Source organism: Variovorax robiniae, assembly GCF_037889955.1.
In the GTDB taxonomy this organism is placed as follows: domain Bacteria; phylum Pseudomonadota; class Gammaproteobacteria; order Burkholderiales; family Burkholderiaceae_C; genus Variovorax; species Variovorax robiniae.
In genome coordinates, this window is record NZ_JBBKZS010000020.1 from 73975 (window position 1) to 100170 (window position 26196).

General features: G+C 65.5%; 20 protein-coding genes. 18 read left to right on the top strand and 2 right to left on the bottom strand.

Features of this window, described 5'->3' with window-relative positions; all coding sequences use genetic code 11:
• Positions 1–11: 11 nt before the first annotated feature.
• Positions 12–1586, bottom strand: coding sequence for a class I adenylate-forming enzyme family protein (locus WKW79_RS29925; RefSeq protein ID WP_340338877.1), 1575 nt, complete (start codon positions 1584–1586; stop codon positions 12–14).
• Positions 1587–1811: 225 nt separating this feature from the next.
• On the opposite strand from WKW79_RS29925, the gene WKW79_RS29930 reads away from it, so the two are divergent.
• The 18 genes from WKW79_RS29930 to WKW79_RS30015 all read left to right on the top strand — a co-directional run bounded on the left by WKW79_RS29930 (position 1812) and on the right by WKW79_RS30015 (position 24367).
• Positions 1812–2954, top strand: coding sequence for an acyl-CoA dehydrogenase family protein (locus WKW79_RS29930; protein WP_340338878.1), 1143 nt, complete (start codon positions 1812–1814; stop codon positions 2952–2954).
• 91 nt (positions 2955–3045) lie between these two features.
• Positions 3046–4287 (top strand): thiolase family protein, encoded by a 1242-nt coding sequence (locus tag WKW79_RS29935; protein WP_340338879.1) that lies wholly within the window; start codon positions 3046–3048, stop codon positions 4285–4287.
• Between the two features lie 28 nt (positions 4288–4315).
• On the top strand, positions 4316–5497 hold the full coding sequence (locus tag WKW79_RS29940; RefSeq protein ID WP_340338880.1) for a thiolase C-terminal domain-containing protein: 1182 nt from the start codon (positions 4316–4318) through the stop codon (positions 5495–5497).
• Between the two features lie 15 nt (positions 5498–5512).
• Positions 5513–6727: an acyl-CoA dehydrogenase family protein gene (locus WKW79_RS29945; RefSeq protein WP_340338881.1), complete on the top strand. Its 1215-nt coding sequence runs from the start codon at positions 5513–5515 to the stop codon at positions 6725–6727.
• A 10-nt stretch (positions 6728–6737) separates the two neighbouring features.
• Positions 6738–7856 carry an acyl-CoA dehydrogenase family protein gene (locus tag WKW79_RS29950; RefSeq protein WP_340338882.1) on the top strand — a complete coding sequence of 373 codons (1119 nt, stop codon included), beginning with the start codon at positions 6738–6740 and terminating at the stop codon, positions 7854–7856.
• Positions 7857–7939: 83 nt separating this feature from the next.
• Positions 7940–10657: a winged helix-turn-helix domain-containing protein gene (locus WKW79_RS29955; RefSeq protein ID WP_340338883.1), complete on the top strand. Its 2718-nt coding sequence runs from the start codon at positions 7940–7942 to the stop codon at positions 10655–10657.
• 361 nt (positions 10658–11018) lie between these two features.
• Positions 11019–11789 (top strand): enoyl-CoA hydratase/isomerase family protein, encoded by a 771-nt coding sequence (locus WKW79_RS29960; protein WP_340338884.1) that lies wholly within the window; start codon positions 11019–11021, stop codon positions 11787–11789.
• A 10-nt stretch (positions 11790–11799) separates the two neighbouring features.
• Positions 11800–12252, top strand: a complete 453-nt coding sequence (locus WKW79_RS29965) for a MaoC family dehydratase (RefSeq protein WP_340338885.1) — start codon at positions 11800–11802, stop codon at positions 12250–12252.
• Between the two features lie 85 nt (positions 12253–12337).
• On the top strand, positions 12338–13255 hold the full coding sequence (locus WKW79_RS29970; protein WP_340338886.1) for an SDR family NAD(P)-dependent oxidoreductase: 918 nt from the start codon (positions 12338–12340) through the stop codon (positions 13253–13255).
• Positions 13256–13350: 95 nt separating this feature from the next.
• Positions 13351–15030 carry a DUF1302 domain-containing protein gene (locus tag WKW79_RS29975; RefSeq protein ID WP_340338887.1) on the top strand — a complete coding sequence of 560 codons (1680 nt, stop codon included), beginning with the start codon at positions 13351–13353 and terminating at the stop codon, positions 15028–15030.
• A gap of 15 nt (positions 15031–15045) precedes the next feature.
• Complete coding sequence (locus WKW79_RS29980; protein ID WP_340338888.1) at positions 15046–16389, top strand: DUF1329 domain-containing protein; 1344 nt, start codon at positions 15046–15048, stop codon at positions 16387–16389.
• Between the two features lie 95 nt (positions 16390–16484).
• Entirely contained in the window at positions 16485–17582 is a 1098-nt protein-coding gene (locus WKW79_RS29985) for a WD40/YVTN/BNR-like repeat-containing protein (RefSeq protein WP_340338889.1), read from the top strand.
• A gap of 16 nt (positions 17583–17598) precedes the next feature.
• Positions 17599–20040, top strand: a complete 2442-nt coding sequence (locus WKW79_RS29990) for an efflux RND transporter permease subunit (RefSeq protein WP_340338903.1) — start codon at positions 17599–17601, stop codon at positions 20038–20040.
• Positions 20041–20049: 9 nt separating this feature from the next.
• The gene (locus tag WKW79_RS29995; RefSeq protein WP_340338890.1) at positions 20050–21195 is read left to right on the top strand and encodes an acyl-CoA dehydrogenase family protein; all 1146 of its coding nucleotides are present in this window, start codon (positions 20050–20052) and stop codon (positions 21193–21195) included.
• 38 nt (positions 21196–21233) lie between these two features.
• Positions 21234–21782 carry a DUF2889 domain-containing protein gene (locus WKW79_RS30000; RefSeq protein ID WP_340338891.1) on the top strand — a complete coding sequence of 183 codons (549 nt, stop codon included), beginning with the start codon at positions 21234–21236 and terminating at the stop codon, positions 21780–21782.
• Between the two features lie 70 nt (positions 21783–21852).
• Positions 21853–22353: a hypothetical protein gene (locus WKW79_RS30005; RefSeq protein WP_340338892.1), complete on the top strand. Its 501-nt coding sequence runs from the start codon at positions 21853–21855 to the stop codon at positions 22351–22353.
• Between the two features lie 127 nt (positions 22354–22480).
• Positions 22481–23260, top strand: a complete 780-nt coding sequence (locus WKW79_RS30010; protein WP_340338893.1) for an SDR family NAD(P)-dependent oxidoreductase — start codon at positions 22481–22483, stop codon at positions 23258–23260.
• A gap of 258 nt (positions 23261–23518) precedes the next feature.
• Positions 23519–24367, top strand: coding sequence for an acid phosphatase (locus tag WKW79_RS30015; RefSeq protein WP_340338894.1), 849 nt, complete (start codon positions 23519–23521; stop codon positions 24365–24367).
• A gap of 642 nt (positions 24368–25009) precedes the next feature.
• Here WKW79_RS30015 and WKW79_RS30020 read toward each other — a convergent pair.
• Positions 25010–26194, bottom strand: coding sequence for an acetyl-CoA C-acyltransferase (locus tag WKW79_RS30020; RefSeq protein WP_340338895.1), 1185 nt, complete (start codon positions 26192–26194; stop codon positions 25010–25012).
• Between the last annotated feature and the right edge of the window lie 2 nt (positions 26195–26196).

Genomic DNA, 26196 nt, shown 5'->3' on the forward strand with positions numbered 1-26196 from the left:
CCCTCTACTTCTCAAGACACTCGCCGCGCTTGGTCCTTCCAGTACTTGTCCCGCACATGGCGCCGCAATACTTTGCCCACCACGCTCACCGGCAACTGCTCCACGAACACCACCGCCTTCGGCGCCTTGAAGCGACCGAGCTGGTTCTTCACGTGATCGACCAGCTCTTCGGCCGTTGCCTCGACGCCGTCGCGCAGCACCACCTCGGCATGCACGGCCTCGCCCCACTCGGCGTGCGGCACGCCCACCACCGCTGCGATCGCGACGGCACGGTGCGAACTCAGTGCTGCCTCCACCTCGACGGCATAGACGTTGAAGCCGCCGGTGATGATCATGTCCTTTTTCCGGTCGACCAGGTACAGGAAGCCTTGCGCGTCAACGTAGCCGAGGTCGCCTGACTTCCAGAAGCCATCCTGGAACTCCGCGGCCGTGCCCTCGTCGTTGTTGAGGTAGCCGGTGATCGTGCCGCGCGAGCGCAGCAAGATCTCGCCGGTCTCGCCTTGCTTCAGTTCCTTGCCTTCGTCGTCGACGATCTTCAGTTCCACGACCGTTGAAATGCGGCCGGCCGAAGACAGGTGCTTTTCATCGCCATCGACCGAAAGATGGTCGGCCTTGGACAGCATCGCCGCGGTCGTCAGGCACTCCGTCGCGCCATAGACTTGCACGAAGATGTTGCCGAAGCGCTCCTGCGCCTGGCGCAGCTTCGACGGACTCATCGGCGCACCGCCATACACGATGGTGCGCAGGCTCGACAGGTCATGCTGCTTCGCCTCAGGCAGGTCGAGCAGGCGATACACCAGCGTCGGCAGCATCAGGGTGGTGGTGGCGCGCTCGGCCTCGACGTTGCGGCACCAGGTCTTCAGGTCCGGCACGTTCTGCGTCACGGTGCAGCCGCCGCGAAACAACGTGGCAAGCACGCCCAGGCCCGAGCCGTGGCTCAGCGGCGCCATGTGCAGGTAGCGCTGGTCCGGGTCGTAGATCTGCTCGCCCTCGGTGTAGAGCGCGTCGCGCAGGGCCAGCCAGTTGTCCATGGTGTACTGCGCGCACTTGCTCTTGCCGGTGGTGCCGCCGGTGAAGCGGTAGATCACGATGTCCTTCATGGTGTCGCGCTCGACGTCGGGGTTGGCGTCGGCCACGCCTTCGAGCAGTTCTTCAAAGACGAGCAGGCCATCGCGCGGCGTGGCCGGGCGGTCCATGCAGACAACCGTTGCACCGCGCTCGCGCAGCATGTCGAAGTGGCTGTCGATCAGCGCGTTCTCGATGAACACGACCTTCGGCTGGATGAACTCGACCTGCCAGCGGTGCTCGTCGATCGAGTCGCGGTAGTTGGTGTAGGCCACGGCGGCCTCGCCCTTGAAGGCGGTCCACGCGTGCAGGAGCGACAGGTTGTCGTTCTCCAGGATGCACAGGTAGACATCGCCGCGTCCGAGCTGCAGGCGCTCGCGCATCATGTTCACGATGCGGTTGGTCGCACCGTGGAACTCGCGATAGGTGTAGCGGCGTTGGCGCTCGATGTTGACCACGGCTTCCTGGTCGGCAAAACGCAGAGCCAGGTTGCCCATCACGCGTGCGAAATTCATTTTCATTGTCCTGTCTCCAGTGTCAGCTCTTGAGGATGCCGGATTGTTCCGGACGCGTGTCTCGGCATCCCCACTCCAAGGGGAGGGGGAAGGGTTTACCCTGTGATGCGCCCCGCCCACTCCAAAGTGAGGGGCTTCCAGACGTTGTGCTTCGCCATAGTCGGTTCACCAGAGTCGGCGCCCCATTGAATAACAGGCGGTGCCCGCACACCAACCTCAAGGAAACTGAAAATGCAAGACAACTCGGGTGCGTTCCTGAGCGAACAGGAAACGATGATCCGCGACTCGGCGCGCAAGGTGGCGCAGGAGGTGGTCGCCGCGACCGCCGCCGAGCGCGATCGCACCGCCGCGTGGCCGCGCGAGGAACTCCAGGCCGTGGCCGAGCTGGGCTTCCTGGGGATGCACATCCCCGAGGAATATGGCGGGAGCAAGCTCGGCTTCGTCGAGTACTGCTTGGCGATCGAGGAGTTCGCCGCCGCGGACGCCGGCTTTGCGACCATCATCCACGTGCACAACGGCATGGGCGACTGGGTCAATCGCTACGGCACCGCGGCGCAGAAGGACAAGTACCTCCCCGGCATCGCCAGCGGCGCAACCATTGCCTGCGGACTGCTGACCGAGCCGCAGGCCGGTTCCGACACGTCGAACTTCCGCACCTCGGCGCGGCGCGAGGGCGACGACTTCGTGCTCAATGGCACCAAGCAGTTCATCTCCAATGGCAGCGAGGCGGGCTTTGCATTTGCGCTGGCCATCACCGACAAGAACGCCGGCAAGCGCGGCGCGAGCCTGTTCATCGTCGATCCCAAGGGGCCCGGCTACAACGTCGCCCGTGTCGAGGAAAAGCTGGGCCAACGCTCGGCGCACGTCGCGCAGATCGTGCTGGAGGACCACCGCGTCCCCGCCAGCAACCTGCTGGGCGAAGAGGGCAGCGCCTATGCCCGCATGCTCTCGGGCATGTCGGAAGGCCGCATCGGCATCGCGGCCGTGGCGGTGGGCGTGGCGCGTGCCGCGCTCGACGCGGCTGTCAAGTACGCCAAGGAACGCGAGGCCTATGGCGCGCCGATCAACCGGCTGCAGGGCGTGAGCTTCGACCTGGCCGACATGGCCACCCAAGTGGAGGTGGCGCACCAGTTCGTGTTGCATGCCGCGCGGCTGCACCAGGCGGGCATCCCTTGCGCCAAGGAGGCCTCGATGGCCAAGCTGTTCGCCAGCGAGATGGCCGAGAAGGTCTGCTCCGATGCATTGCAGATCCACGGCGGCTATGGCTACCTCACCGACTTCCCGGTCGAGCGCTACTACCGCGACGCCCGCGTCACCAAGATCTACGAAGGCACCAGCCACATCCAGCAGCTGATCATCGGCCGCAGCCTGTAAGGGCGCGCCCCCCACTCCGAAGGAGGGGGGAATTGCCGCCTTGCCCCGCGTAACTTCGACGCATCCAACCCCTTCATCAAGACATACCGCCATGGAAAACATCTACATCGTCGGCGCCGGCATGACGCCCTTCGGCCGCCACATGGACAAGACCGTCAAGCAACTCACCGCCTGGGCGGTGGAAGACGCGCTCAAGGACGCCAACTGCGACCGCAAGGCCATCCGCGCCGCATTCTTCGGCAACACCACGCAGGGTCACTTCGACGGCCAGCACATGATCCGCGGCCAGGTTGCGCTGCTGCCGCTGGGCATCGAAGGTATCCCGATCTACAACCTCGAAGGCGCCTGCGCGTCGTCGAGCCACGCTTTCAACCTGGCCGTGATGCACCTGCGCGCGGGCGCGGCGGACGTGGCGCTGGCAGTCGGCGCCGAGAAGATGTATTCGGACGACAAGAGCAAGATGTTCTCGTGCTTCGAATCGGCCTGGGACATCGAGACCTTCGAGGCCAACAAGGGCTATCTCTCCTCGATGGGCAAGACCATCGTGCCGCCGGAAGGCTCGCAGTCGCCCAAGCCCTACAGCCCCTTCATGGACGTGTACGCGGCCCTTGGCCGCGGCCTGATGGAACGCTTTGGCATCACGCAGCGCCAGCTCGCCGCGGTGTCCTCGAAGAACCACAACCACTCGGTGCACAACGAGCGCTCGCAGTACCGCAAGCCGATGAGCATCGAGGAGATTCTGGCGGCGCCCGCGATCACCTATCCGCTCACGATGCCGATGTGCTCGCCCATTTCCGACGGTGCCGCTGCAGCCATCCTCTGCACAGAGTCGGCGCTGAAGAAGTACGGCTTCGACCGCAGCCGCGCCGTCAAGGTGCTGGCGACCGTGGTGCGTTCTGCCTCGGCACGCGACGCACTCGACTACGACAACGGCTGCACGAAGCAGGCCGCGAAGGACGCGTTCGAGCAGGCCGGCATCGCACCGAGCGACATCGACGTGGCCGAAGTGCATGACGCCACGGCCATTGGCGAACTGCTCACCTTCGAAAGCCTGGGCCTGAGCTCGCCCGGCATGAGCGGCTACCTGGCCGAGCGCGGCGAGACGAGCATCGGTGGCTCCATCCCCGTCAACCCATCCGGCGGCCTGGAGTCGAAGGGCCATCCCATCGGCGCCACCGGCATCGGCCAGATCTTCGAACTGGTCTCGCAACTGCGCGGCGAATGCGGGCCGCGCCAGGTTGAAGGCGCGCGCTTTGCCATCCAGGGCAACGGCGGTGGCCTGTGGCGCGTGGAAGAGGCGACCGAGCACATCGGCATCTTCGCCCGCGCCTGATCGACGCACTCCGGCGGAAAGAGCAAGCGTGACGAAGAAGGTCGTGGTGGCCGGGGTCGGCATGATCCCGCTCCGCAAGCCCACGGCGAGCGCCAGCTATGTCGTGATGGGCGCGCAGGCGGCGCGCCTGGCGCTGGCCGATGCGCGTGCCGGCTACGAGTCGATGCAGCAGGCGTTCGTGGGCTATGTCCACGGCGACTCCACCGCCGGCCAGCGCGTGCTGTACGACCTGGGCTTCACGGGCATTCCGATCTTCAACACGCGCAACGGCGGCGCGAGCGGTTCGTCGGCGCTCTGGATGGCACGCCAGGCTATCGCCAGCGGCGAGGCCGACATTGCGCTCGCCCTGGGCTTCGAGCAGCTGAACCCTGGCGCACCGCAGGCGCAATTCGCCAATCGGCCCAGCCCGCTCGAACCTTCCTTCGCGCAGTGCGATCCCCGGGCCGGCGGCATCGACATTCCGCCCGCGCTGCGCATCTTCGGGGCCGCCGGCCTTGAGCACATGAAGCGCTTCGGCACGCCGCTGGAGACCTTCGCGAAGATCCGTGCCAAGGCCAGCCGCCACGCCGCGAACAACCCGCTGGCGATGTCGCGCAACATTCTCTCCCCGGAACAGGTGCTGGCAGACACGCCGCTCTGGCCCGGCGTGATGACCCGCGCGATGGCCAGCGCGCCAGCTTGCGGCGCTGCAGCGGCCGTGCTGTGCAGCGAGGCCTATGCGAGGCAGTACAAGCTCGACTCGCGGATATGGATTGCGGGGCAGGCCATGACCACGGTGGGCTCCAAGGCTCTGCCTGGCGTCGATGCGAGTGACGGGGCGAGCTACAGCATGTCGCGCGCCGCCGCCCGCAGTGTCTACGAGCAAGCGGGTATTGGTGCTGACGACCTCGATGTGGTTGAACTGCACGATTGCGTAGCGCACAACGAACTGCTCAGCTACGAATCGCTGGACCTGTGCCCCGAAGGCGGCGCGCAGAAGTTCGTCGATTCGGGCAATAACACGTACGGCGGTCGCTATGTGGTCAACCCGTCAGGCGGGCTGCTCGGCAGGGGCCACGCGCTGGGCGCCACAGGTCTCGCGCAGTGCTTCGAGCTGGTGCAGCAACTCCGCGGCCAGGCGGGCAAGCGCCAGGTGGAGGGCGCACGCATCGCCCTGCAGCACAACGTCGGCATCGGCGGCGCGGCCGTCGTGACGATGTACAGAAACTGAAAAGCAAACAAGACAATGGACTTCCGTCCCGATCCCGGCCTCGACGCGTTTCGCGAGGAGGTCCGGCAATTCCTGAAGCACAGCCTGCCGGCCGACCTGCGTGTCACGCCCACCTTCTCGCGCTCCAAGCCGCAGGCCGTCGCGCGCTGGCAAAAGGTATTGCACGCTCGCGGCTGGGGCGCGCCCTATTGGCCGAAAGAGCATGGCGGCACAGGCTGGACGATGCAGCAGATCCTCGTGTTCGACGAGGAATGCGTGGCCGCCGGCGCGCCCACGCTCGACGGCATGGTGCACAAGCTCCTGGGCCCGGTGCTCAACAACTTCGCGACGCCCGAGCAGAAGGCAGCGCACCTGCCGGCCTTTTTCAATGGCGAGCGCTTGTGGTGCCAGGGCTTCTCGGAGCCCGGCTCGGGTTCGGACCTTGCCTCGCTGCGCACGCGCGCAGAGCTGAAGCATGACGACAATGGCGACCACTACATTGTCAACGGCCAGAAGATCTGGACCAGCCATGGCCACGAGTCCGACTGGATCTTCCTGCTGGTGCGCACCGACGCCAGTGCGAAGAAGCAGGCCGGCATCACCTTCCTGCTGGCCGACATGAAGACGCCTGGCATCACGGTGCGGCCAATCCGCAGCATCGACGATGCGCACCACCTGAATGAGACCTTCTTCGACAACGTGCGGGTGCCGGTGGCCAACCGCATCGGCGAGGAGGGCGCAGGCTGGGCCATCACCAAGTTCCTGCTCAACAACGAGCATGCGACCACGGCCGATTTGCCGATGCTCAAGCACTACTTGCGCCAGTTCGATGTGCTGGCGGATACGCCGCTCATGGGCGGCGGGCGCCTGCGCGATCGGCCCGAGTTCGCGCTGAAACTGGCGCGCCTCCAGGCCGAGGTCACGGCTGTCGGCATGTTCGTGCAGCGCGTCGCGGCGCTGGAAATGGCGCATCACCCGATGGCGCAGCCGATGGGCTCGATGCTGAAGGTGCGTGCTACCGAACTGCAGCAGCGCATCACCGAAGCCCACGTGGAAGCGCTCGGCGACCATGGCGCCGTGGCCTATCCCAATCCGGCCGAGGAGGGCGAGGCAAACAACGAGTCCTTGCCGATGCACGGACTGGCGCGCGGATTGGCCAACGAGATGTTCTTCCGCCGCGCCTCGACCATCTACGGCGGAACAAGTGAAGTGCAGCGCGGCATCGTCGCCCGGCTGCTCTTTGGACTGTGAGCAAGGGCCCATGGATTTCAACCTGAATTCGGAGCAGCAGTTGCTGCAGGACAGCGTGCGTCGCTATGTCGAAAAGGTGTATGCATTCGAGGCGCGTGGCGCGATGCTCAAGTCGCGCAAGGGCGCGAGCGTGGACCACTGGCAGGCGTTCGCGGACAACGGCTGGCTGGCGGCGGCGCTGCCCGAGGAGTATGGGGGGCTGGGTGCCGGCGCGGTCGAAACGGCGCTCATCGCACACGAGTGCGGCCGTGGACTTGTATTGGAGCCCTACGTGGGCTGTGCGGTGGCCGCCGCGCAGACTTTGGCTGCAGGCGCCACGGCCCCGCAGAAGTCGCAATTGTTGCCTGCGCTGGCGGACGGCTCATTGCGCATCGCGCTCGCCTACAGCGAGCCGGCTTCGCGCGGCATGCCGTTGCCCGTGAACAGCTCGGCGAAGCTGGATGGCGACGGCTACCTGTTGATCGGCCGCAAGTCGCTGGTGCTGAGCGGGTTGATTGCGCAGCAGTACATCGTCTCCGCGCGTGTCGAAGGCGCACCGGCTGGGGACATCACGCTCTTCCTCGTCGCCGCGGACGCACCCGGCCTGCAACGCCAATCGCTGCCGCTGCACGATGGCACGTGGGCGGAGGAACTGGTGCTGGAAGGCGTGAAGGTCCCGTCCAAGGACGTGCTGGGCGAGCCCGGCCGCGGACTGCCAGCCCTGCAAGCCGGCCTCGCCCAAGGCATCGTCGCGCACGGCGCGCAACTGGTCGGCGCGATGGAAAAAGTCATCGAGCTCACCGCCGACTACCTCAAGACGCGCAAGCAGTTCGGCGTGCCGCTCGGCAGTTTCCAGGCGCTGCAACATCGCCTTGCCGACATGGCGACCGAGATGGAGACGGCGCGCTCCATGCTTTACGCCGCGCTGGCCAGCATGGAGAGCGGCGATGCCGCGCGGCAGCGCACGCTGTCGGCCGCCAAGGCCTTGATCGGACGGGCGGCCAAGTACGTCTGCGGCCAGGGCATCCAGTTGCACGGCGGCATCGGCGTGACCGAGGAATACCTGATCGGCCACTACTTCAAGCGCGCCGTCGTGGCCGAACTGGAACTGGGGAGCATCGACCGGCACGAAGCAGCGTGTGCCGCGTGAAGTGCCGCGCACGCTGATTGGGTGCGGGTGGTGTGGCCGATAATCCCCGGCCGCCCTGGTCTGCCAAGCCTTACATTGTTCGCATGGAACTCGACAAGCTGCTCGTCTCCACGAAGTTCGCGCCGCCCCACATCGGCTCGCGCTTCATTTCGCGCAAGCATCTGCTCGACCAGTTGCGCGACGGGCAGCGTTGTTCCTTTGTGCTGGTAACCGGCGGCGCGGGCTTCGGCAAGACCATCCTGCTGGCCCAGTGGCGCCTCGAGTTGATGAAGGCCGGCGACGAGGTCTCCTGGCTGTCCTTGAGTCACGACGACAAGCAGCTCGCCAGCTTCGCAACCTACCTGACCGCCGCCCTGCGGCGCCTGGGCATTCCGGTCGAGGATGAGATGCTGCTGGAAGGCCTCGACGGCCTGGACGGAGACATTGTCAAGGCCATGGACCACGTGGTGGCGGCCACCCTCAACGCGGCAGGGCTCGTCCAGAAGGACCTGTACCTCGTCATCGACGACTATCACCACGTCGACGACCAGCGCGCGCACCGGCTGGTGCAAAAACTGATCGACCACTGCCCCGCCAACCTGCATATCGCGATTGCCTCGCGGGCGGCCCCGCCGCTGCTCATCAGTCGCCTGCGCGTGCTCGGGCGCGTCACCGAGATCGGCTTCGGCGAACTGCCTTTCAACGCGGAGGAAACGCGCAGCTTCCTCGCGCAGAACCTTGGCACGGTCAAGCTCAGCGCCGAGGAGATGCGCCTGATCCACGACAAGACGGGTGGCTGGCCGGCAAGCCTGGAGCTGATGGCGATCATGCTGCGCTCGCGGCCCGAAACCCGGGCTCGACTGGGCGAACTCGGCTGGAGCTCGTCCGACCTGCAGGCCTACCTCGCGGAAGAAGTGGTGGCCAACCTCCCGCCGGAGATGATCGACTTCATGGAGCAGGTGTCGGTGTGCCGACGCTTCAACATCGAACTGGCCGAGGCCGTCACGGGCAGCCCCGATGCGTCGGCGCTGCTGCGCCGTGCCGAGGAGGAGAACCTGCTGATGTACCGCGTCGAGTGGGATGACCGGCTGCCCTGGTATCGCTTCCATCCGCTGTTCGGCGAGTTCCTGGCCGCGCGCCAGGCGCGGCGCGGCGCGGCCAGCGTCAACGCGCTGCACAGGCGCGCCAGCCAGTGGTTCGCGCAGCATGGCCTGCTGGTGGAGGCCGTGCGCCATGCCGTATGGGGTGGCGATCTCGAATTCGCGGCCGATGCGATCGATCAGGCGGCCAAGGAGACCTGGAGCCTGAGCTTCATCAGCCTGATGCTGAATCTGCTGGACCGCCTGCCGCAGGAAACGCTCTTCGCGCATCCGCGCCTCTTCTTCCTCGGCTGCCTGACCCTGTCGATGACGGCGCGCCATGCCAAGGCGGAGCGCTGGATCGCACAGGTGCGCGAGAGCGTGGCGGCGAAGAACCCGGTGATCTCCTCGAAGCTGCCGCTGGCGGACGCGGCCGTGGCGATGCAGCGCGACGACACCCGTCGCTGTATCGACCTGCTGGAGCCCTTGCACGGCATCGTGTCCGAGAGCCCGTACCTGCTGCACTTCTACCTTTGCCTGCTCGGGTACGCCTATGCCTCGGTGGGCCGCTTCGACGAAGCGCACAAGCTGCTGGACGACAACCCCATCGACCCGGCAGAGCGCAAGAACGACATCGCCTTGGTCGCCGAAGGTTCTCGCGGCCTGCTCCTGCTGACCGAGGGCAATGTGCGGGAGGCTGCGCGCATCGGCGCCGAACTGGTCGCGGTGGCCGAGTCGGTGCATGGGCGGCGCTCGGTCAGCGCCTCGGTCACGGCCACCACGCTGGGAGAGTCCTACTACGAGCTCGATCGCATCGACGAGGCACGCGAGTTGCTCGCAAACCGCGCACGGCTGGTGATGCAAGCCTCCATGCCACCGGTGATGCTCAACGCCGCGCTGGTCACGGCCCGACTCGATCTGCTGCACATGCCGCCCGAGGCCGTGCTGACCTTCCTTGAATCGCAGGCGACGCACTACCAGGCGCTGGGACTGCACCGGCTGGTGGCCTGCATGCAGGCGGAGCAGGTGCGCATTCTGCTGAACATGGGGCAGAAGGCGCGTGCGGGGCAAGTCTCGGCGCGACTGAGCCAACTGGGCGTGACCCATTGCAGCGCAGACGGTGTGCGCGCCGAGATTCCCGCAGTGGCCGCGATGTCGCGTGCGCGAATGGCGCTGGCTGGCAATGATCCCCACGAGGCTTTGCTGGCGTTGCAGGCCGCGCGCGAACATGCGCAGCAGTACAGGCGTGCGCGCATGCAGGTGCAGGAAAACCTGCTGGCCGCCTTCGCGCTGGACGAGCTCAAGCGCTTCGAAGACACGGCCACGCGCCTGGTGGAGGCGGTGCAGATTGCATCACGCTTCGGCCTGCTGCGCACGCTGCTCGACGAGGGCGCGCGCGCCGGGGATCTGCTTGAGAGCGTGCGGGGCGACACCCGGCTGGACGAAACGGCTGCTGCGCATCTCGAAGATCTCCTCGCACGCTTCGGCCAAGCCGAGGGATCGCGCCCCGCAGTGCCGCTTCGCAGCGGTGCGAAGGTGCCCGCGGGCGTCAACCTTACACCGCGCGAACTTGAGATCCTGGGCCTCGTGGCCCAGGCAATGACGAACAAGCGCATTGCGCTCACGCTCAACATTTCGCTGGACACCGTGAAATGGAATGTGCGCAACATCCTGACGAAGCTCAATCTGTCGAGCCGGTATGACGCGATGTCCTGGGCGCGCAAGCATGGCTTGATCGCGTAGGGCCGATTCACACGATGGGTGGAAAGCCGCGTTGCGATTGCAGGGGGCTGGAGGCAAGGAGACTCTTGCACAACAAGGCCCGCGGCAGGCAACGCTGCGGCTGGGTCCTTGGCATTGCGCACTGGGGCAAGTGAGCAGCCGCACTCACCCGGTGCTGCACTCTTCGCCGCTGCCACTCCTACGCTGCGTCGTTGTACCGTGATTGGCATGCCCGGACGTGGATCCGCGAAGCATCCGTGAACGCGCTCCCATAGGGTTTTCCAGCCCCTCACCCCCACCCACTCCAAAGTAAGGGGGGTTTGCAAGACCAGACCACCTAATCTCACCTCCACGCAACGACTGCGATCTGGAGATTAACGAGATGAGTTTTTCGCAAGCAAAGAAGGGCATGGTCGGCTGGATCACGCTGGAGCGTCCGAAGGCGATGAACGCCTTGAGCCGCGACATGATCGAAGGCATGACCGCCACCCTGCGGTCCTGGACGGACGACCCCAACGTCCGCACCGTGGTGATCACAGGCACCGGCCCCGCGTTCTGCGCCGGCGCCGACCTGAAGACGGCCAGCGCCGCCGTCGCACCTGGCGAGAAGGACTTTCTCGACCACATCGTGATCTTCTTCGACACGCTGCGCGCCTTTCCCAAGCCGACCATCGCGGCCGTCAACGGCCTGACCTTGGCCGGTGGCCTGGAAGCCGTGCTGGCGTGCGACATCGTGCTGGCCGCGAAGAGCGCGCGCCTCGGCGATGGCCACTCGAACTTCGGCGTGTTCCCCGGCGGCGGCGGCGCGGCCATCCTGCCGCGCAAGGTGCCGGCCAACGTGGCCAAGTACCTGCTGTTCACGGGCGATGCGATCTCGGCCGACGAGATGAAGGCGCTTGGCCTCGTCAATGAAGTCGTCGCCGACGCCGAGCTGGCGGAGCGCGCGCAGGCCCTGGGCGAAAAGTTCGCCAAGAAGAGCCCGCTGGTGCTGGCCCGCATGAAGAAGGTCGCCAACGAGGCCGCCGACAAGTCGACGGCCGATGCGTTGCGCCACGAACTGCACGAGCTGCGCGACCACCAGCGCTCGTGGGACATCCAGGAAGGCCTGAATGCCTTCGTCGAGAAGCGCCAGCCGCAGTTCAAGGGCTATTGAGGCAGACCCCATGAAAAGCTACGAAACCCTCGCCGATCTCAAGCCCCTCGTGGGCGAAGTCATCGGCACCAGCGACTGGGTCTTCATCGACCAGCGGCGCATCAACATGTTCGCGGAGTGCACCGGCGACATGCAATGGATCCACGTCGATGCGGAGCGTGCGAAGCACGGCCCCTTCGGCACGCCGATCGCCCATGGCTTCCTGACGCTGAGCCTCATGTCCGCCTTCATGGGCACGGGCTTCGAGATCCGCAAGAGCCTGATGGGCGTGAACTACGGGCTCAACAAGGTCCGCTTCATCAAGCCGGTGCCGGTGAACAGCCGTGTGCGCGGGCACTTCAAGCTGGTGGGTTGGGATGCGATCGACAACGGTGGCGCGCAACTCACGATCGAAGTGTCGATGGAACTTGAAGGTTCGGACAAGCCCGTCTGCGTGGCCGAGTCCATCACCCGCCGCTACTGATTTTTCCAACAACTTCCGCATGCCCGGCGATCGCTGCGATCGGCCGGCAGGGAATCCCTTTTGTTCAATTTTTGAGGAGAGAGAAATGACGATTCGATTTGACGGCCGCGTGGCCATCGTGACCGGTGCCGGCAACGGCCTGGGCCGCGTGCATGCACTGGAACTGGCGCGCCGCGGTGCCAAGCTGGTGATCAACGACTTCGGCGGCAGCCGTGACGGCAAGGGCGGCTCTTCAGAAGCTGCGCAGAAGGTCGTGGAAGAGATCCGCGCCGCCGGCGGCGAGGCCATCAGCAACGGCGCCAACGTCTGCGACTTCGCACAGGTGCAGGACATGGTCGCGCAGGCCAAGGCAGCGTTCGGCCGCGTCGACGTGCTCATCAACAACGCCGGCATCCTGCGCGACAAGACCTTCTCGAAGATGGAGATGGCGGACTTCCAGGCGGTGGTCGACGTGCACCTCACGGGCTCGGCCAATTGCAGCAAGGCCGTGTGGGAAACGATGCGCGAGCAGAACTACGGCCGCATCCTCATGACGACCTCGGCCTCGGGCCTGTTCGGCAACTTCGGCCAAGCCAACTACGGCGCCGCCAAGATGGCACTGGTCGGCCTCATGCACATGCTGCACGTCGAAGGCGCCAAGAACAACATACGCGTCAACACCATCGCCCCGATCGGCGCGACGCGCATGACCGAGGACGTCATGCCGCCCGAGATGCTCGCCGCGGTGCAGCCAGAGAAGGTCACGCCTGCGGCCCTGTTCCTCGTGAGCGAAAACGCGCCGTCGCGCATCACGCTGTCGGCCGGTGGCGGTGCCTTCACCTCGACCCGCCTCGTCGACACCGAGCCCGTCTACCTCGCGGGCGCCGATTGCTCGGTCGAGGGCGTCGCCGAGCATTTCGCCAGCATCACCGACTGGGACACGCAGCGCCCCTACGAGCACTCCAACGGCCAGGTGCAGGCGCTGATGGAAGCCGTCATGAACGGCCTCAAGGCCACGGCCTGAAGTCCCGGCGTACCGAGGGCCGCATCCCTGCCTTTCCACAGAGTTTTTCCCGCGCAACCGAACCACACCCAAGAAATTTCCGAGGAGATAGACACATGAATCGTTTCAGACCGGCAGGGGCCCCCCACGCGCGTCGCCACGCCTTGAGCATCGCCACACTGGCGCTCTGCGCAGCCGCTTGCGGCAATGCCGGCGCCTTCGAGTTCGACACGGGTAACGAAGACGTGCAGGTGCGTCTGGACAACACGGTCCGCTACAACTACGGCAAGCGCGTGCAGGGGCAGGACAGCACCATCATCGCCAACCCGAACTACGACGACGGCGACCGCAACTTCAACAAGGGCGACACGATCAACAACCGCGTCGACGTGCTGACCGAGTTCGACCTGGTGTACCAGAAGAAGTTTGGTGCGCGCGTGAGCGCCGCCTCGTGGTACGACGCTGCCTACTCCGGTGGCTTCGCGAACACCAGCCTGGCCACGGAGAACCACATCGACTATGGCCGTCCCGCCTTCGGCCTGAGTGATTACGCCAAGCGCTACTACGAAGGCCCGTCCGCGGAAGTCATGGACGCGTTCGTCTTCGGCTCCGCGGAGGTCGCGGGCATGCCCTTGAGCATGCGGCTCGGCCGCCACACGGTGAACTGGGGCGAATCGCTGCTGGGCGCCGGCGCCATCCACGGCATCGCCTATGGCCAGGCGCCGCTCGACCAGGGCAAGGCACTGGCGGTTCCAGGCATCGAGGCCAAGGAGCTGTACATCCCGCGCAACCAGGTCTCCGCGCAACTGCAGGCCACGCCGGAGCTGGCCATTGGTGCGCAGTATTTCCTGGAGTGGCGCCCCACACGCGTTCCCGAATCGGGCACCTACCTGGGCTTTGGCGACTTCTACCAGTTTGGCGGCCAGTCCCTGATCAACCCGGCCCTGCCCGGCGGCCGCGCGTATCGGGGCAACGACATTACGCCAAAGGAAAGCGGCGACTGGGGAGTGATGGCGCGCTGGGCGCCGCAGTGGCTGGACGGCACGATGGGCTTCTACGCCCGCAACCTCTCCGACACCATCCCGCAGGTGGTCCTGTTGGCCGGCGCCAGGAGCCAGTACTTCTTCAACTACGCGTCGGACATCGACATGTACGGCATGAGCCTGTCCAAGGAGCTTGGCGGCATCAGCTTCGGCCTGGACGTGAACTACCGCCGCAACATGCCGTTGGTCAGCGACATCGTCTCGGTCCGCTCCGCGAGCCAGTTGCCGGCGCAGGGTGAAACGCTCGGCGCGCGCGGCAACACGGCACACGTCGTGCTCAATGCAATCGGCAGCGTCGGTGCAACGCCCTTTTTCAGCAGTGCGACGTGGTCCACCGAGTTGACCTTCAGCCAGTGGCTGTCGGTCACCCAGGGCGCGCAGTACTTCAAGGGACGCGATGGCTACACCGCCATCGACCGGGTCTCGAAGAACGCCGTCGGCCTCGCGCTGAACTTCACGCCGACCTGGTACCAGGTCTTCCCGGGCATGGACCTGTCGATGCCGCTGAGCTACTCCAGGGGCATCTCGGGCAACTCGGCCGTGGCGACGGGTGGCAGCAAGAACGCCGGCAGCTACGCGGTGGGCCTCGGACTCGATGTGTACAGCAAGTACCGATTCGACCTGAAGTACGTCGGCTACTACGGCGACAACGCGCTCAACCCCGCCGGCACGGTGGTGGCGACAGCCAATGGCAGCCAGGCCCTGCTCAAGGACCGCGGCGCCGTCTATCTCACTTTCAAGACAACGTTCTAAACGGAGACAAGCATCATGAAGAAACTCACCACAGCATTGTTCTGCGCGGGGCTGCTGTCCGCGGCGCTCGCAGGCGTGTCCGCTGACGAAGCAAAGAAGCTCGGCACTGAACTCACACCGGTCGGCGCCGAGAAGGCCGGCAACAAGGAGGGCACCATTCCCGCGTATACAGGCGGCCTCACCACCCCACCCGCCGGTTTCGACAAGGACAAGGGTGTCCGCCCCGACCCGTTCGCCAGCGAGAAACCGGTGGTGCAGATCGACGCGAAGAACGTCGACAAGTTCGCCGACAAGCTGACCGAAGGCACCAAGGCACTGATCAAGGCCAATGCCGACTACCGTGTCGACGTCTATCCGACGCACCGCACCGCAGCGTACCCGCCCTTCGTGCTGGAGAACACGCTGAAGAACGCCACGCGCGGCAAGCTCTCGGACAACGGGCTTGCGCTGAGCGGCGCGCGCGGCGGCATTCCCTTCCCGATTCCCAAGACCGGCAACGAGGTGATGTTCAATCACATCGCCCGCTGGCAGGGGCTGTCTACGGTGATGCCCAAGTACTCGGCCTACAACATCGATGCGGCGGGCAAGCTGGTGCTGAGCACGCAGGGTGTGTGGACGGTGGAGCTGCCTTTCTATGACGACAGCAACACCGCGTATCCGACGCTCATCACGCGCGCCAAGGCGAACTACACCGGGCCGGCCCGCCGCGCCGGCGAGTCGGTCATGACCAACGACTTCATCGACGACGCCAAGGGCCGACGCGCCTACCAGTACCTGCCCGGCCAGCGCCGCGTGCGCCTGGCGCCGGACCTCGCCTTCGACACGCCCAACTCCAGCACCGGCGGCATGTCGACCATCGACGACATCTACCTCTTCAACGGCAGCCAGGAGCGCTTCAACTTCAAGCTGGTGGGCAAGAAGGAGATGTACGTTCCGTACAACGACTACCGCTTCGTCTACCACGACAAGGCGGAAGACCTGTTCAAGCCCAAGTTCATCAACCCGGACTTCGTGCGTTGGGAACTGCACCGTATGTGGGTGGTGGAAGCGACGCTGAAGGAGGGCGCACGCCACATCTATTCGCGCCGCACCTTCTACATCGACGAAGACAGCTGGATGATCCTGGCTTCCGACCAGTATGACGGCCGTGGCCAGCTCTGGCGCCCGGGCTTCGCGTACTTCACGCAGCACTACGAGTCGGCCGTGCCGAGCAACGCGGTGTCGGGCCACTATGACCTGATCGCCGGCACCTACTACATCAACCAGTGGCCGGGTGCCAGCGGCATCAAGGTGCTGAACACCCTGCAGTCCGATTCGAACTGGACTTCCGACGCCCTGGCGTCGCAAGGGGTTCGCTGATCCCGCGGGGCACGGCTCGCCCGTGCCCCTTCCGATTTCTTCAAGGGGGCGCAGCCAGACCACCTGCGCCGCGCCCCATCTTCCCTGGAGCAACCATGTCGTTGCACATTCCTCAACTCATTCGATGGTCGCTGGCCGGCATGGTCGCTGTCGTCGCGGGCGCGGCACTGGGCCAACCGGCCTTCCAATCGCCCTTGACCCTGCCTTCGGCGCCAAGCGCCCTGGCGAGCCGCGCCCCCGCCAATGCACTGGCCATGGCCGGAACCCGCCTCGTGGCCGCCGGCCAGCGCGGGCACATCCTGTACTCGGACGATGAAGGCAAGACCTGGACGCAGGCGGGAGTGCCCGTCAGTTCGGACCTCACTGCCGTCTACTTCGTCGATGCCCACCAAGGCTGGGCCACCGGCCATGAAGGCGTGATCCTGCACAGCGCCGACAGCGGCGCGACCTGGCAGGTGCAACTGGACGGCGAGCGCGCAGCCCAACTGCTGGTGCATCGGTACGGCCAACCCTCATCGCCCGGAGACGCCTCGGCCGAGCGTCTGGCGCGCGACGCTGCCACCTTCGCCAAGCAAGGCGCTGACAAGCCTTTCCTGGACGTCTATTTCGAGAACGAGCGCGAGGGCTTTGCCATTGGGGCCTTCAACCTGATCCTGCGCACCGAAGACGGCGGCAAGAGCTGGACGCCATGGCTGGACCGCGTGGACAACCCGGACGCCTTGCACCTGTATGCGATTCGGCCCGCCGCCGGCACGCTCTTCATTGTGGGCGAGCAGGGCCTGGTGCTCAAGCTCGACCGCGAGCAGCGCCGCTTCGAGCGCGTCGCGCTGCCCTACAAGGGCACCCTGTTCGGCGTCATGGGAACGCCTCAGATGGTGATGGTGTACGGACTGCGCGGCAACGCCTGGCGCAGCACCGACGGCGGCGCGACTTGGGCGCGCACCGACACCGGCGTGAATGCCGGCCTCGTCAGCGGTGCGGTGGGCAAGGACGGCTCGATGCTACTGGCCAGCCAGGCCGGACAGCTGTTGCGAAGCAAGGACCAGGGCGCCAGCTTCGATCGCGTGCCGCTCCCCCGCGTGGCGCCGGTATTCGCGCTCGCCGCTTCCACTGCACAAGGCGTGGCCCTGGGCGGACCGGACGGCGTGCGCGTTGAATGGCTGAAGAACAAGGAGACAAACCGTGCTCAGTGACGACAACACCCAGGTCATGCCGGTGATCCGGGACCTCAAGGACTTCGACGCGCACAGCGGAAACCGCTTCGAGCGGCTCATCTTCAACAACCGTCTGATCGTGGTCGTGCTGTGCGCGTTGGCCACGGTGCTACTGGGCTGGCAGGCGACGCGGCTCACGCTCAATGCGGCGTTCGAGAAGACCATTCCTCTTCACCAGCCCTACATCCGCAACTTCCTGGAAAACCGCGCCGAGCTCAAGGGTCTCGGCAACGCGGTGCGCGTGGTGGTCGAAAACAAGAAGGGCGACATCTTCGATCCGGCATATATCCAAGCGCTCAAGCAGGTCAACGACGAACTCTTCCTGACGCCGGGCGTGGACCGCGCTAACGTCAAGTCGCTGTGGATGCCGGTGGTGCGCTGGAACGAGGTGACGGAGGAAGGCTTCACCGGCGCACCCGTGATGCCCGATCGCTACGACGGCTCCCCGGCCAGCACCGAACAGCTGCGGCAGAACATCTCGCGCGCGCAGATCCTGGGCAGCCTTGTGGGCACCGACTGGCGCTCCAGCATGATCTTCGTGCCGCTGCTCGACAAGGACGTTCGCACCGGCGCACCGCTGGACTACCAGGCGCTCTCCAAGCGCCTGGAGGACATCCGTAGCCGCTTCGCCCACTCGGGCGGTGCCGACGTGGAGATCCGCATCGTCGGTTTCGCCAAGGTGGTCGGCGACCTGCTCGACGGCCTCACGCAGGTGATGAGCTATTTCGCCATTGCCGCAGTGATCGCCGCGGCCATCCTCTTCGGCTGGACGCGCTGCGTGCGCAGCACCGCGCTGGTGCTGGCCTGCTCGCTGGTGGCAGTGCTGTGGCAGCTCGGGCTGGTGACGCTCCTGGGCTATGAGCTCGATCCGTATTCGATCCTCGTGCCCTTTCTGGTCTTCGCCATCGGCGTGAGCCATGGCGCGCAGAAGATGAACGGCATCATGCAGGACGTGGCACGTGGCACGCACCGGCTGGTTGCCGCACGCTACACCTTCCGGCGCCTGTTCCTCGCGGGCCTCACGGCGCTGGTGGCCGATGCGGTGGGCTTCGCGGTGCTGATGCTGATCGACATCCCCGTGATCCAGGAACTCGCGATCACGGCGAGCCTTGGCGTGGCGCTCCTGGTGGTGACCAACCTCGTGCTGCTGCCAGTGATGCTGTCGTACACCGGCGTGAGCCCGAAAGCGGCCGAGCGCAGCCTGCGTGCCGACCAGCGCGAGTCTGGCGGCATATGGCAATGGCTCGAACGCTTCACGCAGCGTCGCTGGGCCACCGTCGCGCTGGGCGCCGCGGCAGTGCTGGCCGTGGCCGGGTTCGCCGTGAGTACGCAGTTGCGCGTGGGCGACCTCGATCCGGGTGCGTCCGAGCTGCGCCCCCATTCCCGCTATAACCTGGACAACGCCTACATCAACGGCAAGTACTCTCTGTCGAGCGACCAGTTCGCGGTGATCGTGAAGACGCCCGCCGAGGGCTGCCTGACGTACCAGACGCTGATGGAAGCCGACCGCCTGGGTTGGGCGCTGCAGCAAGTACCGGGTGTACAGAGCACGGTGTCGCTGGCCGACGCGGTGCGCAAGATCACGGCAGGCTCCTACGAGGGCAACCCCAAGTGGCTCAGCATCTCGCCCAACCAGGACGTGCTGAACTACGCCGCGCGCACCGCCATCACCAGCAACCCGGAACTCTTCAACACCGAATGCTCGGTGATGCCGGTGATCGCCTACCTGGCCGACCACAAGGCCGATACGCTGGAGCGCGTGGTGAAGGCCGCCGGGAGCTTCGCCGACGCGCACAGCACGCCGGAGCACAAGTTCCTGCTGGCCGCAGGCAGCGCCGGCATCGAGGCCGCCACCAACATCGTGGTCAAGCAGGCCAACGTGAGCATGCTCATCTACGTGTACGCGGCGGTGATCGTGCTGTGCTTTATCACCTTCCGCTCATGGCGCGCGGTGGTGGTGGCCGTGGTGCCGCTCGCGCTCACCTCCATCCTGTGCGAGGCCTTGATGGTGATGCTGGGCATGGGCGTGAAAGTGGCGACGCTGCCGGTGATCGCGCTGGGTGTGGGCATCGGCGTGGACTACGCGCTGTACCTGCTGAGCATCCAGCTGGCGCGCCAGCGTGCCGGCTGCACGCTGGCCGAGGCCTATCGCGAGGCGCTGCGTTTCACCGGCAAGGTGGTAGCGCTGGTGGGAGTCACGCTGGCGGCGGGCGTAGTCACCTGGGCGTTTTCGCCGATCAAGTTCCAGGCCGACATGGGCATCCTGCTGACCTTCATGTTCCTCTGGAACATGCTCGGCGCTCTGGTCCTCATTCCCGCGCTGTCGCACTTCCTGCTGCGCGGTGTGGGTGCAACCAAGCGCACCGATGAAGCGAGCGCCATCGATTCGACAAGCCGCCCTGTGACGAGCTCCCAGCCTGAAACCTCTTTCTTGTGAGTGCATGCAATGACCGACACCTCGACCGCCTTCCTGAGCGAACAGGAAACCATGATCCGCGAGAGCGCCCGCAAGGTGGCGCAGGAAGTCGTGGCACGGACCGCCGCCGAGCGCGACCGCACCGGCGCATGGCCGCGCGCTGAACTGGAGACCGTCGGCGAACTCGGCTTCATGGGCATGCTCACGCCGGAGACCCATGGCGGCTCGGGTGCGAGCTTCGTCGAGTACTGCCTGGCGATCACGGAGTTCGCAGCGGCCGATGCAGGCTTCGCGACGCTGATGCACGTGCACAACTCGGTGGGCTTCATGATCTCGAAATCGGGCACCGAAGCGCAGAAGCAGAAGTACCTTCCCCGGCTCGCGACGGGCGAGCACATCGGCGCCTTCCTGCTGAGCGAGCCGCACGCCGGCTCGGACACCGCGGCCTTCCGGACCTTCGCGCGCCGTGAAGGGGCGCACTACGTGCTCAATGGCAGCAAGCAATTCATCTCCAACGGCAGCGAGGCCAGCGTGGGGCTGGTGCTGGCCGTGACCGACAAGGCTGCGGGCAAGAACGGCAGCAGCCTGCTGATCGTCGACGGCAAGGCGGCAGGCTACAAGGTCGCACGCGTGGAGCACAAGCTCGGCCAGCGTTCGGCGCATGTGGCGCAGATCCAGCTGGATGACTGCCGCGTGCCGGTGGAGGACGTCATCGGCGAGGAAGGCTCGGGCTACAAGCGCATCATGGGCTCGCTCTCCGAAGGACGGGTGGCCATCGCGGCCGTTGCCATCGGCACGGCGCGCGCCGCGCTGGATGCGGCGGTGAAGTACGCCAAGGAGCGCGAGGCCTACGGCGCACCCATCATCAAGCTGCAGGGCGTCAGCTTTGACCTTGCCGACATGGCGACCAAGGTCGAAGTGGCCTATCAGTTCATGCTGCACGCGGCCCGCCTGTGCGAGGCCGGCATCCCCTGCGCCGCGGAGGCCTCGATGGCCAAGCTGTTTGCCAGCGAGATGGCCGAAAAGGTTTGCTCCGATGCACTGCAGATCCATGGCGGCTATGGCTACCTCACCGACTTCCCGGTGGAGCGCTATTACCGCGACGTGCGCGTGACCAAGATCTACGAGGGCACGAGCCACATCCAGAAGCTCATCATCGGGCGCAGCCTGGCATGAGTTGCACCGCACCGGCAGGCATGACCGGTCGCAGGCTGTTGCACACGCGCCGCATCGAGTGCCAAGGCTTCCAGCGCGATGACGGCCTGTACGATATCGAGGCCAGCTTGCGCGACATCACACCGGTGGCGACCGACATGTTCTTCAAGCGCTTGGATGCCGGCGACAGCATTCACGACATGCGCGTCGTCATGACCGTCGACAGCGCGCTGCTGATCCATCGCATGGAAGCGCACACGGCCAAGGGCCCGATGGAGGATTGCCAGCAAGCCGGCCGGTTCTATGCGGCGCTCGAGGGGTTGCGGATCGGGCCGGGTTTCAAGAAAAAGGTCCATGAGATCGTTGGCGGTGACAAGGGCTGTACCCATCTGACGGAATTGATGGGGCCGCTTGCGACCACGGCAATACAGACCATGTACGCCGTGCGCCGCGCAGACGGCGTCTTGAGGCGCATGCTGGAAGGCACCGACCCTCTTCCCAGGCCAGGACTGGCGGGGAGCTGCCATGCCTATCGCGAAAGCGGCGAAGCGTTGAAGGTCCTGTGGCCCGAGCATCGACGGGACCAGGCGGTGCGTCGGCCTTCATGACATCGCCGGATTTCAACCGCTGTGCTGCGCAGCGGTGTCGAAAATGAGACCAATCTAACGAGGAGCACGCTTGAGTACCGAATACAAGCAATACCTGATCGAACGATTTGAAGGAGAGGTCGAGGGCGAGGCATTCTTCCGCGGCATGTCACAACGCGCCGGGGACGGCGACCGGAAAGGCAGGTGGCAATTGTTGGCGCAACTTGAAACTGAAACGAAGGAACACATTCGTGCTGCGCTGAAGGGTCTTGGCGTGGAGCCGGGCGAGCCACTCAATGTCATCGAACGCGGCCGGCAGCTCGCAGAGCAGCTCTCCGCTCTGCCGTGGCTGGAGTTCCTGAACGTGATGCGCCCGGCATTGGAAAACTTTGTGGCCGAGTTCAGTGCGGCCGAACGGCTCGCCCCGAAGGACAGCCGGGAGCGGCAGTTGCTACGCCACATCACCAGACACGAACAGGCGCTGCTCGCATTTGCGGTGCGGGAGATGGACGAGCGTGGTGAGGCGTCAGTGGCAGCCGTGCGTGCGCTCTTGGGAACATCGCCGTTTGCTCTCCAACAGGACCCCCAGTAACCCGGCACCTTTCTCGCCGTGGAAATCCAGTGTAGCGACGGCCACCACCAAAGCCTCTCAGCGGCGTACGCGATCGATGACGTCCTTGCACCGCACGTGAGATCCGAAACTTCAGGAGCATTCAGACATGCAACTCGAATCCGTAGCAGCCGTCGTCACCGGGGGGGCTTCCGGTCTTGGCGCAGCAACCGCCCGACATCTGGCCAGCCTGGGCGCGAAGGTGGCGCTGTTTGACCTCAACGCCCAAGCCGGCAATGCGCTGGCGGCCGAGGTTGGGGGCGTGTTCTGCAAGGTCGACGTCACCAGCGAGGCCCAGGTCGATGCCGGCTTTGCCCTAGCCCGAAAAGCGCACGGGCAGGAGCGTTTGCTGGTCAATTGCGCTGGCACCGGTGAAGCGATCAGGACGGCGAGCTTGAACAAGGCGACGGGCGCCGCGCTGCACTACCCGCTCGAGAGCTTCGATCGCATCATCCAGATCAACCTGGTCGGCAGCTTCCGCTGCATCGCGAAGTCCGCCGCCGGCATGCTGGCGCTGGAGGCACTGGCCGATGGAGAGCGCGGCGTGATCATCAGCACGGCCTCGGTTGCCGCCGAGGACGGACAAATCGGACAGGCAGCCTACTCGGCGTCGAAGGCCGCCATCGTCGGCATGACACTGCCCATCGCCCGCGACCTGATGGACCACGGCATCCGCGTCAACACCATCATGCCCGGCATCTTCAACACGGAGCTCTTCCGCGCGGCGCCCGAGGGGGTGACCTCCGCTCTGGCCGCATCGGTGCCTTTTCCCAAGCGCGCCGGCGACCCGGACGAATTCGCCAGACTGGTCGAGGCCATGATCCGGCTGACGTACTTCAATGGCGCGAGCGTGCGCCTGGATGGCGCAATACGGATGACCCCGCGATGACGCGATGGAACCATGAAAATTAAGTCCGCTCGTAGAACGTTGTCGCTCGCGTTGCGACTTCGAGATGGCGTAGACCGCGGCTTCAAAACACCTTGCCCCGCGCCGTTCCCAGATGGCAATCATTTGCCGGCCCGGCTGGCCACGAGAAAGGAGGCAGCGCAGTGTTCAACTGCCTTCGCATCGAGGCAACGTGCTGAGTTGGACGCATCATTCGCACAGCCGCTAAAGTGGGCACGTCCGCTTCACAAAGAGACATCGATGAAGATTCAATCCCTTACCGCAGCAATTGCGGCCGCGCTTGTCGCCAGTGCGTGCACATTGGCACCCCGCATTGTGGCCCCCGTCTCGCCGGCCGAAGTGGGCGAGTTGCGCGCTGGCACCGGAGTCTTGAAAGGCTATCTCGCGCCCGCCGAGTTGCCCGACAGCCTCGCCCTGTTGCCACCGCCACCGGCTGAAGGCTCGCCTGCGCTGACGGCGGACATTGACACCTTCCGCAGCCTTACCAAACTTCAAAATACGCCGCGCGGCGCCATGGCCGTGACAGACGCGAATCTGCGCTTTCCCGAGGCTGCTGCGGTTTTCTCGTGCGCCTTGGGCATCCAGATTTCCGAGCAAGCGACGCCCAACCTGAACATGCTGCTGCGGCGTACCTTGACCGACTCCGCGCTGGCCACCTACAAAGCCAAGGACAAGTACGTGCGCACGCGTCCGTTCGTCATGCTCAACAGTGGAAGTTGCACACCAAAGGAAGAAGCCGCTCTGGCCAAAGACGGCTCCTATCCGTCTGGCCACTCGGCCATCGGCTGGAGCTGGGCACTCATGTTGACCGAACTGACGCCCGACCGTGCCGACGTGCTGCTGCAACGCGGGCGGGCATTCTCGCAAAGCCGCGCCATTTGCGGCGTTCATTGGCAGAGTGACATCGAGGCAGGCCGCCTGGTCGGTGCCGCCACAGTGGCACGCCTGCATGCCAATCCGGTATTCAATGCACAAATGGCCGCCGCACGGGCCGAAATCGCCAAGGCCCGTACCGCAGGGGGCGCGCCTACGGCTGCATGCAGCGCCGAGGCCGCAACCATTGCAGCCTCAAGTTCGTCGGCGCCGTAGTCGCGCAGGGACCGCGAGTGGTGCTGTCAAGGACAGCGCGTTGCGCGAGGCACGAATGATTGTCAACGAGTCTGGCCTTGGGAGGCCCCTAGACGCCTGGGATTGCGCTGCCTGCAACGAGCGAAGCCGAGCAGGGTGCCGTCGGCCCTGACGGTGGCCGAGCAGCGTGGGGCCGCCTCACCGTCCATCTTTCACCCCGTCCGCCTCCAGCCGTATAGCCTTTGGTCGGATCACGAATTGCTGACATGCGTGGCCGCGCTGTCAGCACGCAGCCCCAGCAAGGGCGCGATCGGATCAAGGTTACGGCGCGGACCACCGTCCCGACCGGTTGTCGCCTACGTCGACGCAATCGATGGTTGCTCGCCCGGCCATTCAGGTCTGGAAGAAGCGAAGAAGCTCGCACCGCAGCGGCTGCTATATCGGTCGTTCTGCGCTGGGGGCACGTGAAGAAGCTGAAGAAGCCCCCGGGACTGCGACAGCACTTCACCCGTGCTGACTTCGTTCGGGCAGGCCGATTTCGACGACTCGAAGCTTGGCCGAATGGAGAGCGGGGGGATCCCAATGCGCTACAACAAGCAGGCGCGACTTTTGACGCCGACCTCCCTTTCCTTGCGGCGATCGGCCGCTTCGAGGAGGGGTTTGTCAGGCAATCTCGAACAGCGCCGCAGCGCCCATGCCGCCACCCACGCACATGGAGACAACCACGCGTTTCGCCCAGCGCCGCTTGCCTTCGATCAGCGCATGTCCAGCCGTTCGCGCGCCGGTCATGCCGTAGGGATGGCCGATGGAGATGCTGCCGCCATTGACGTTGTATTTCGCGGGGTCGATGTCCAGGTGGTCGCGGCAATAAAGCACCTGGCAAGCGAAGGCTTCGTTGAGTTCCCACAGGTCGATGTCGTCCACCCGCAGCCCGTGCTGCTTGAGCAGCTTGGGAATCGCGTAGATGGGACCGATGCCCATCTCCTCAGGCGCATTGCCGGCTACGGCCATGCCGCGGTAGATGCCCAGCGGCTGGAGTCCGAGCCGCTGCGCGAGCGTGCCGTTCATCACAACGCAGGCACTCGCGCCGTCGGAAAGCTGGCTGGCATTGCCGGCCGTGACCATGCCACCCTCGACCACGGGCTTGAGCGCGGCCAGGCTTTGCAGCGTCGTCTCGGGCCGATTGCCTTCGTCCTTGGCAAGCGTCACCTGCTTGCGGCTCGTCTCACCCGTCGCCTTGTCCGTCACCACCATCTGCGTGGTGATGGGCACGATCTCCGCGTCAAAGCGACCCTCCGACTGTGCGCGCGCGGTGCGCTGTTGCGACTCGAATGCGTACTGGTCCTGCCCCTCGCGCGAGATACCGTACTTGCGCGAGACGAACTCTGCCGTCTGCAGCATCGGCATGTGTGCGTGCGGTACGTGGGCCAGCACGTTGGGGTCCTGCTCCGCGCCCACCCACTCGAAGTAGCGCTGCTGCACGGCGGAGATGTTTTCCTGTCCACCCGCCAGCACGACCTCCATGCCGTCGACCATCACCTGCTTGGCCGCGGTGGCAATGGCCATCAGGCCGGAGGCGCACTGGCGGTCGATGGTCTGCGCGGCGACCGTGGCCGGCAGGCCAGCGGCCAGCACCGCTTGGCGAGCGATGTTGGAGCCAGCGGTTCCCGCGGTCAGCACCGAGCCCATCACGGCGTCCTCGATGCGGTCGTGTTCAATGCCTGCGCGCTGCACTGCATGCGCGATAGCGTGACCGAGCAGGGTGGGGGACTTGGTGTCGTTGAAGACCCCGCGAAAGGCCTTGCCGATGGGCGTGCGGGCGGTGGAGACGATCACTGCGTCAATCATGT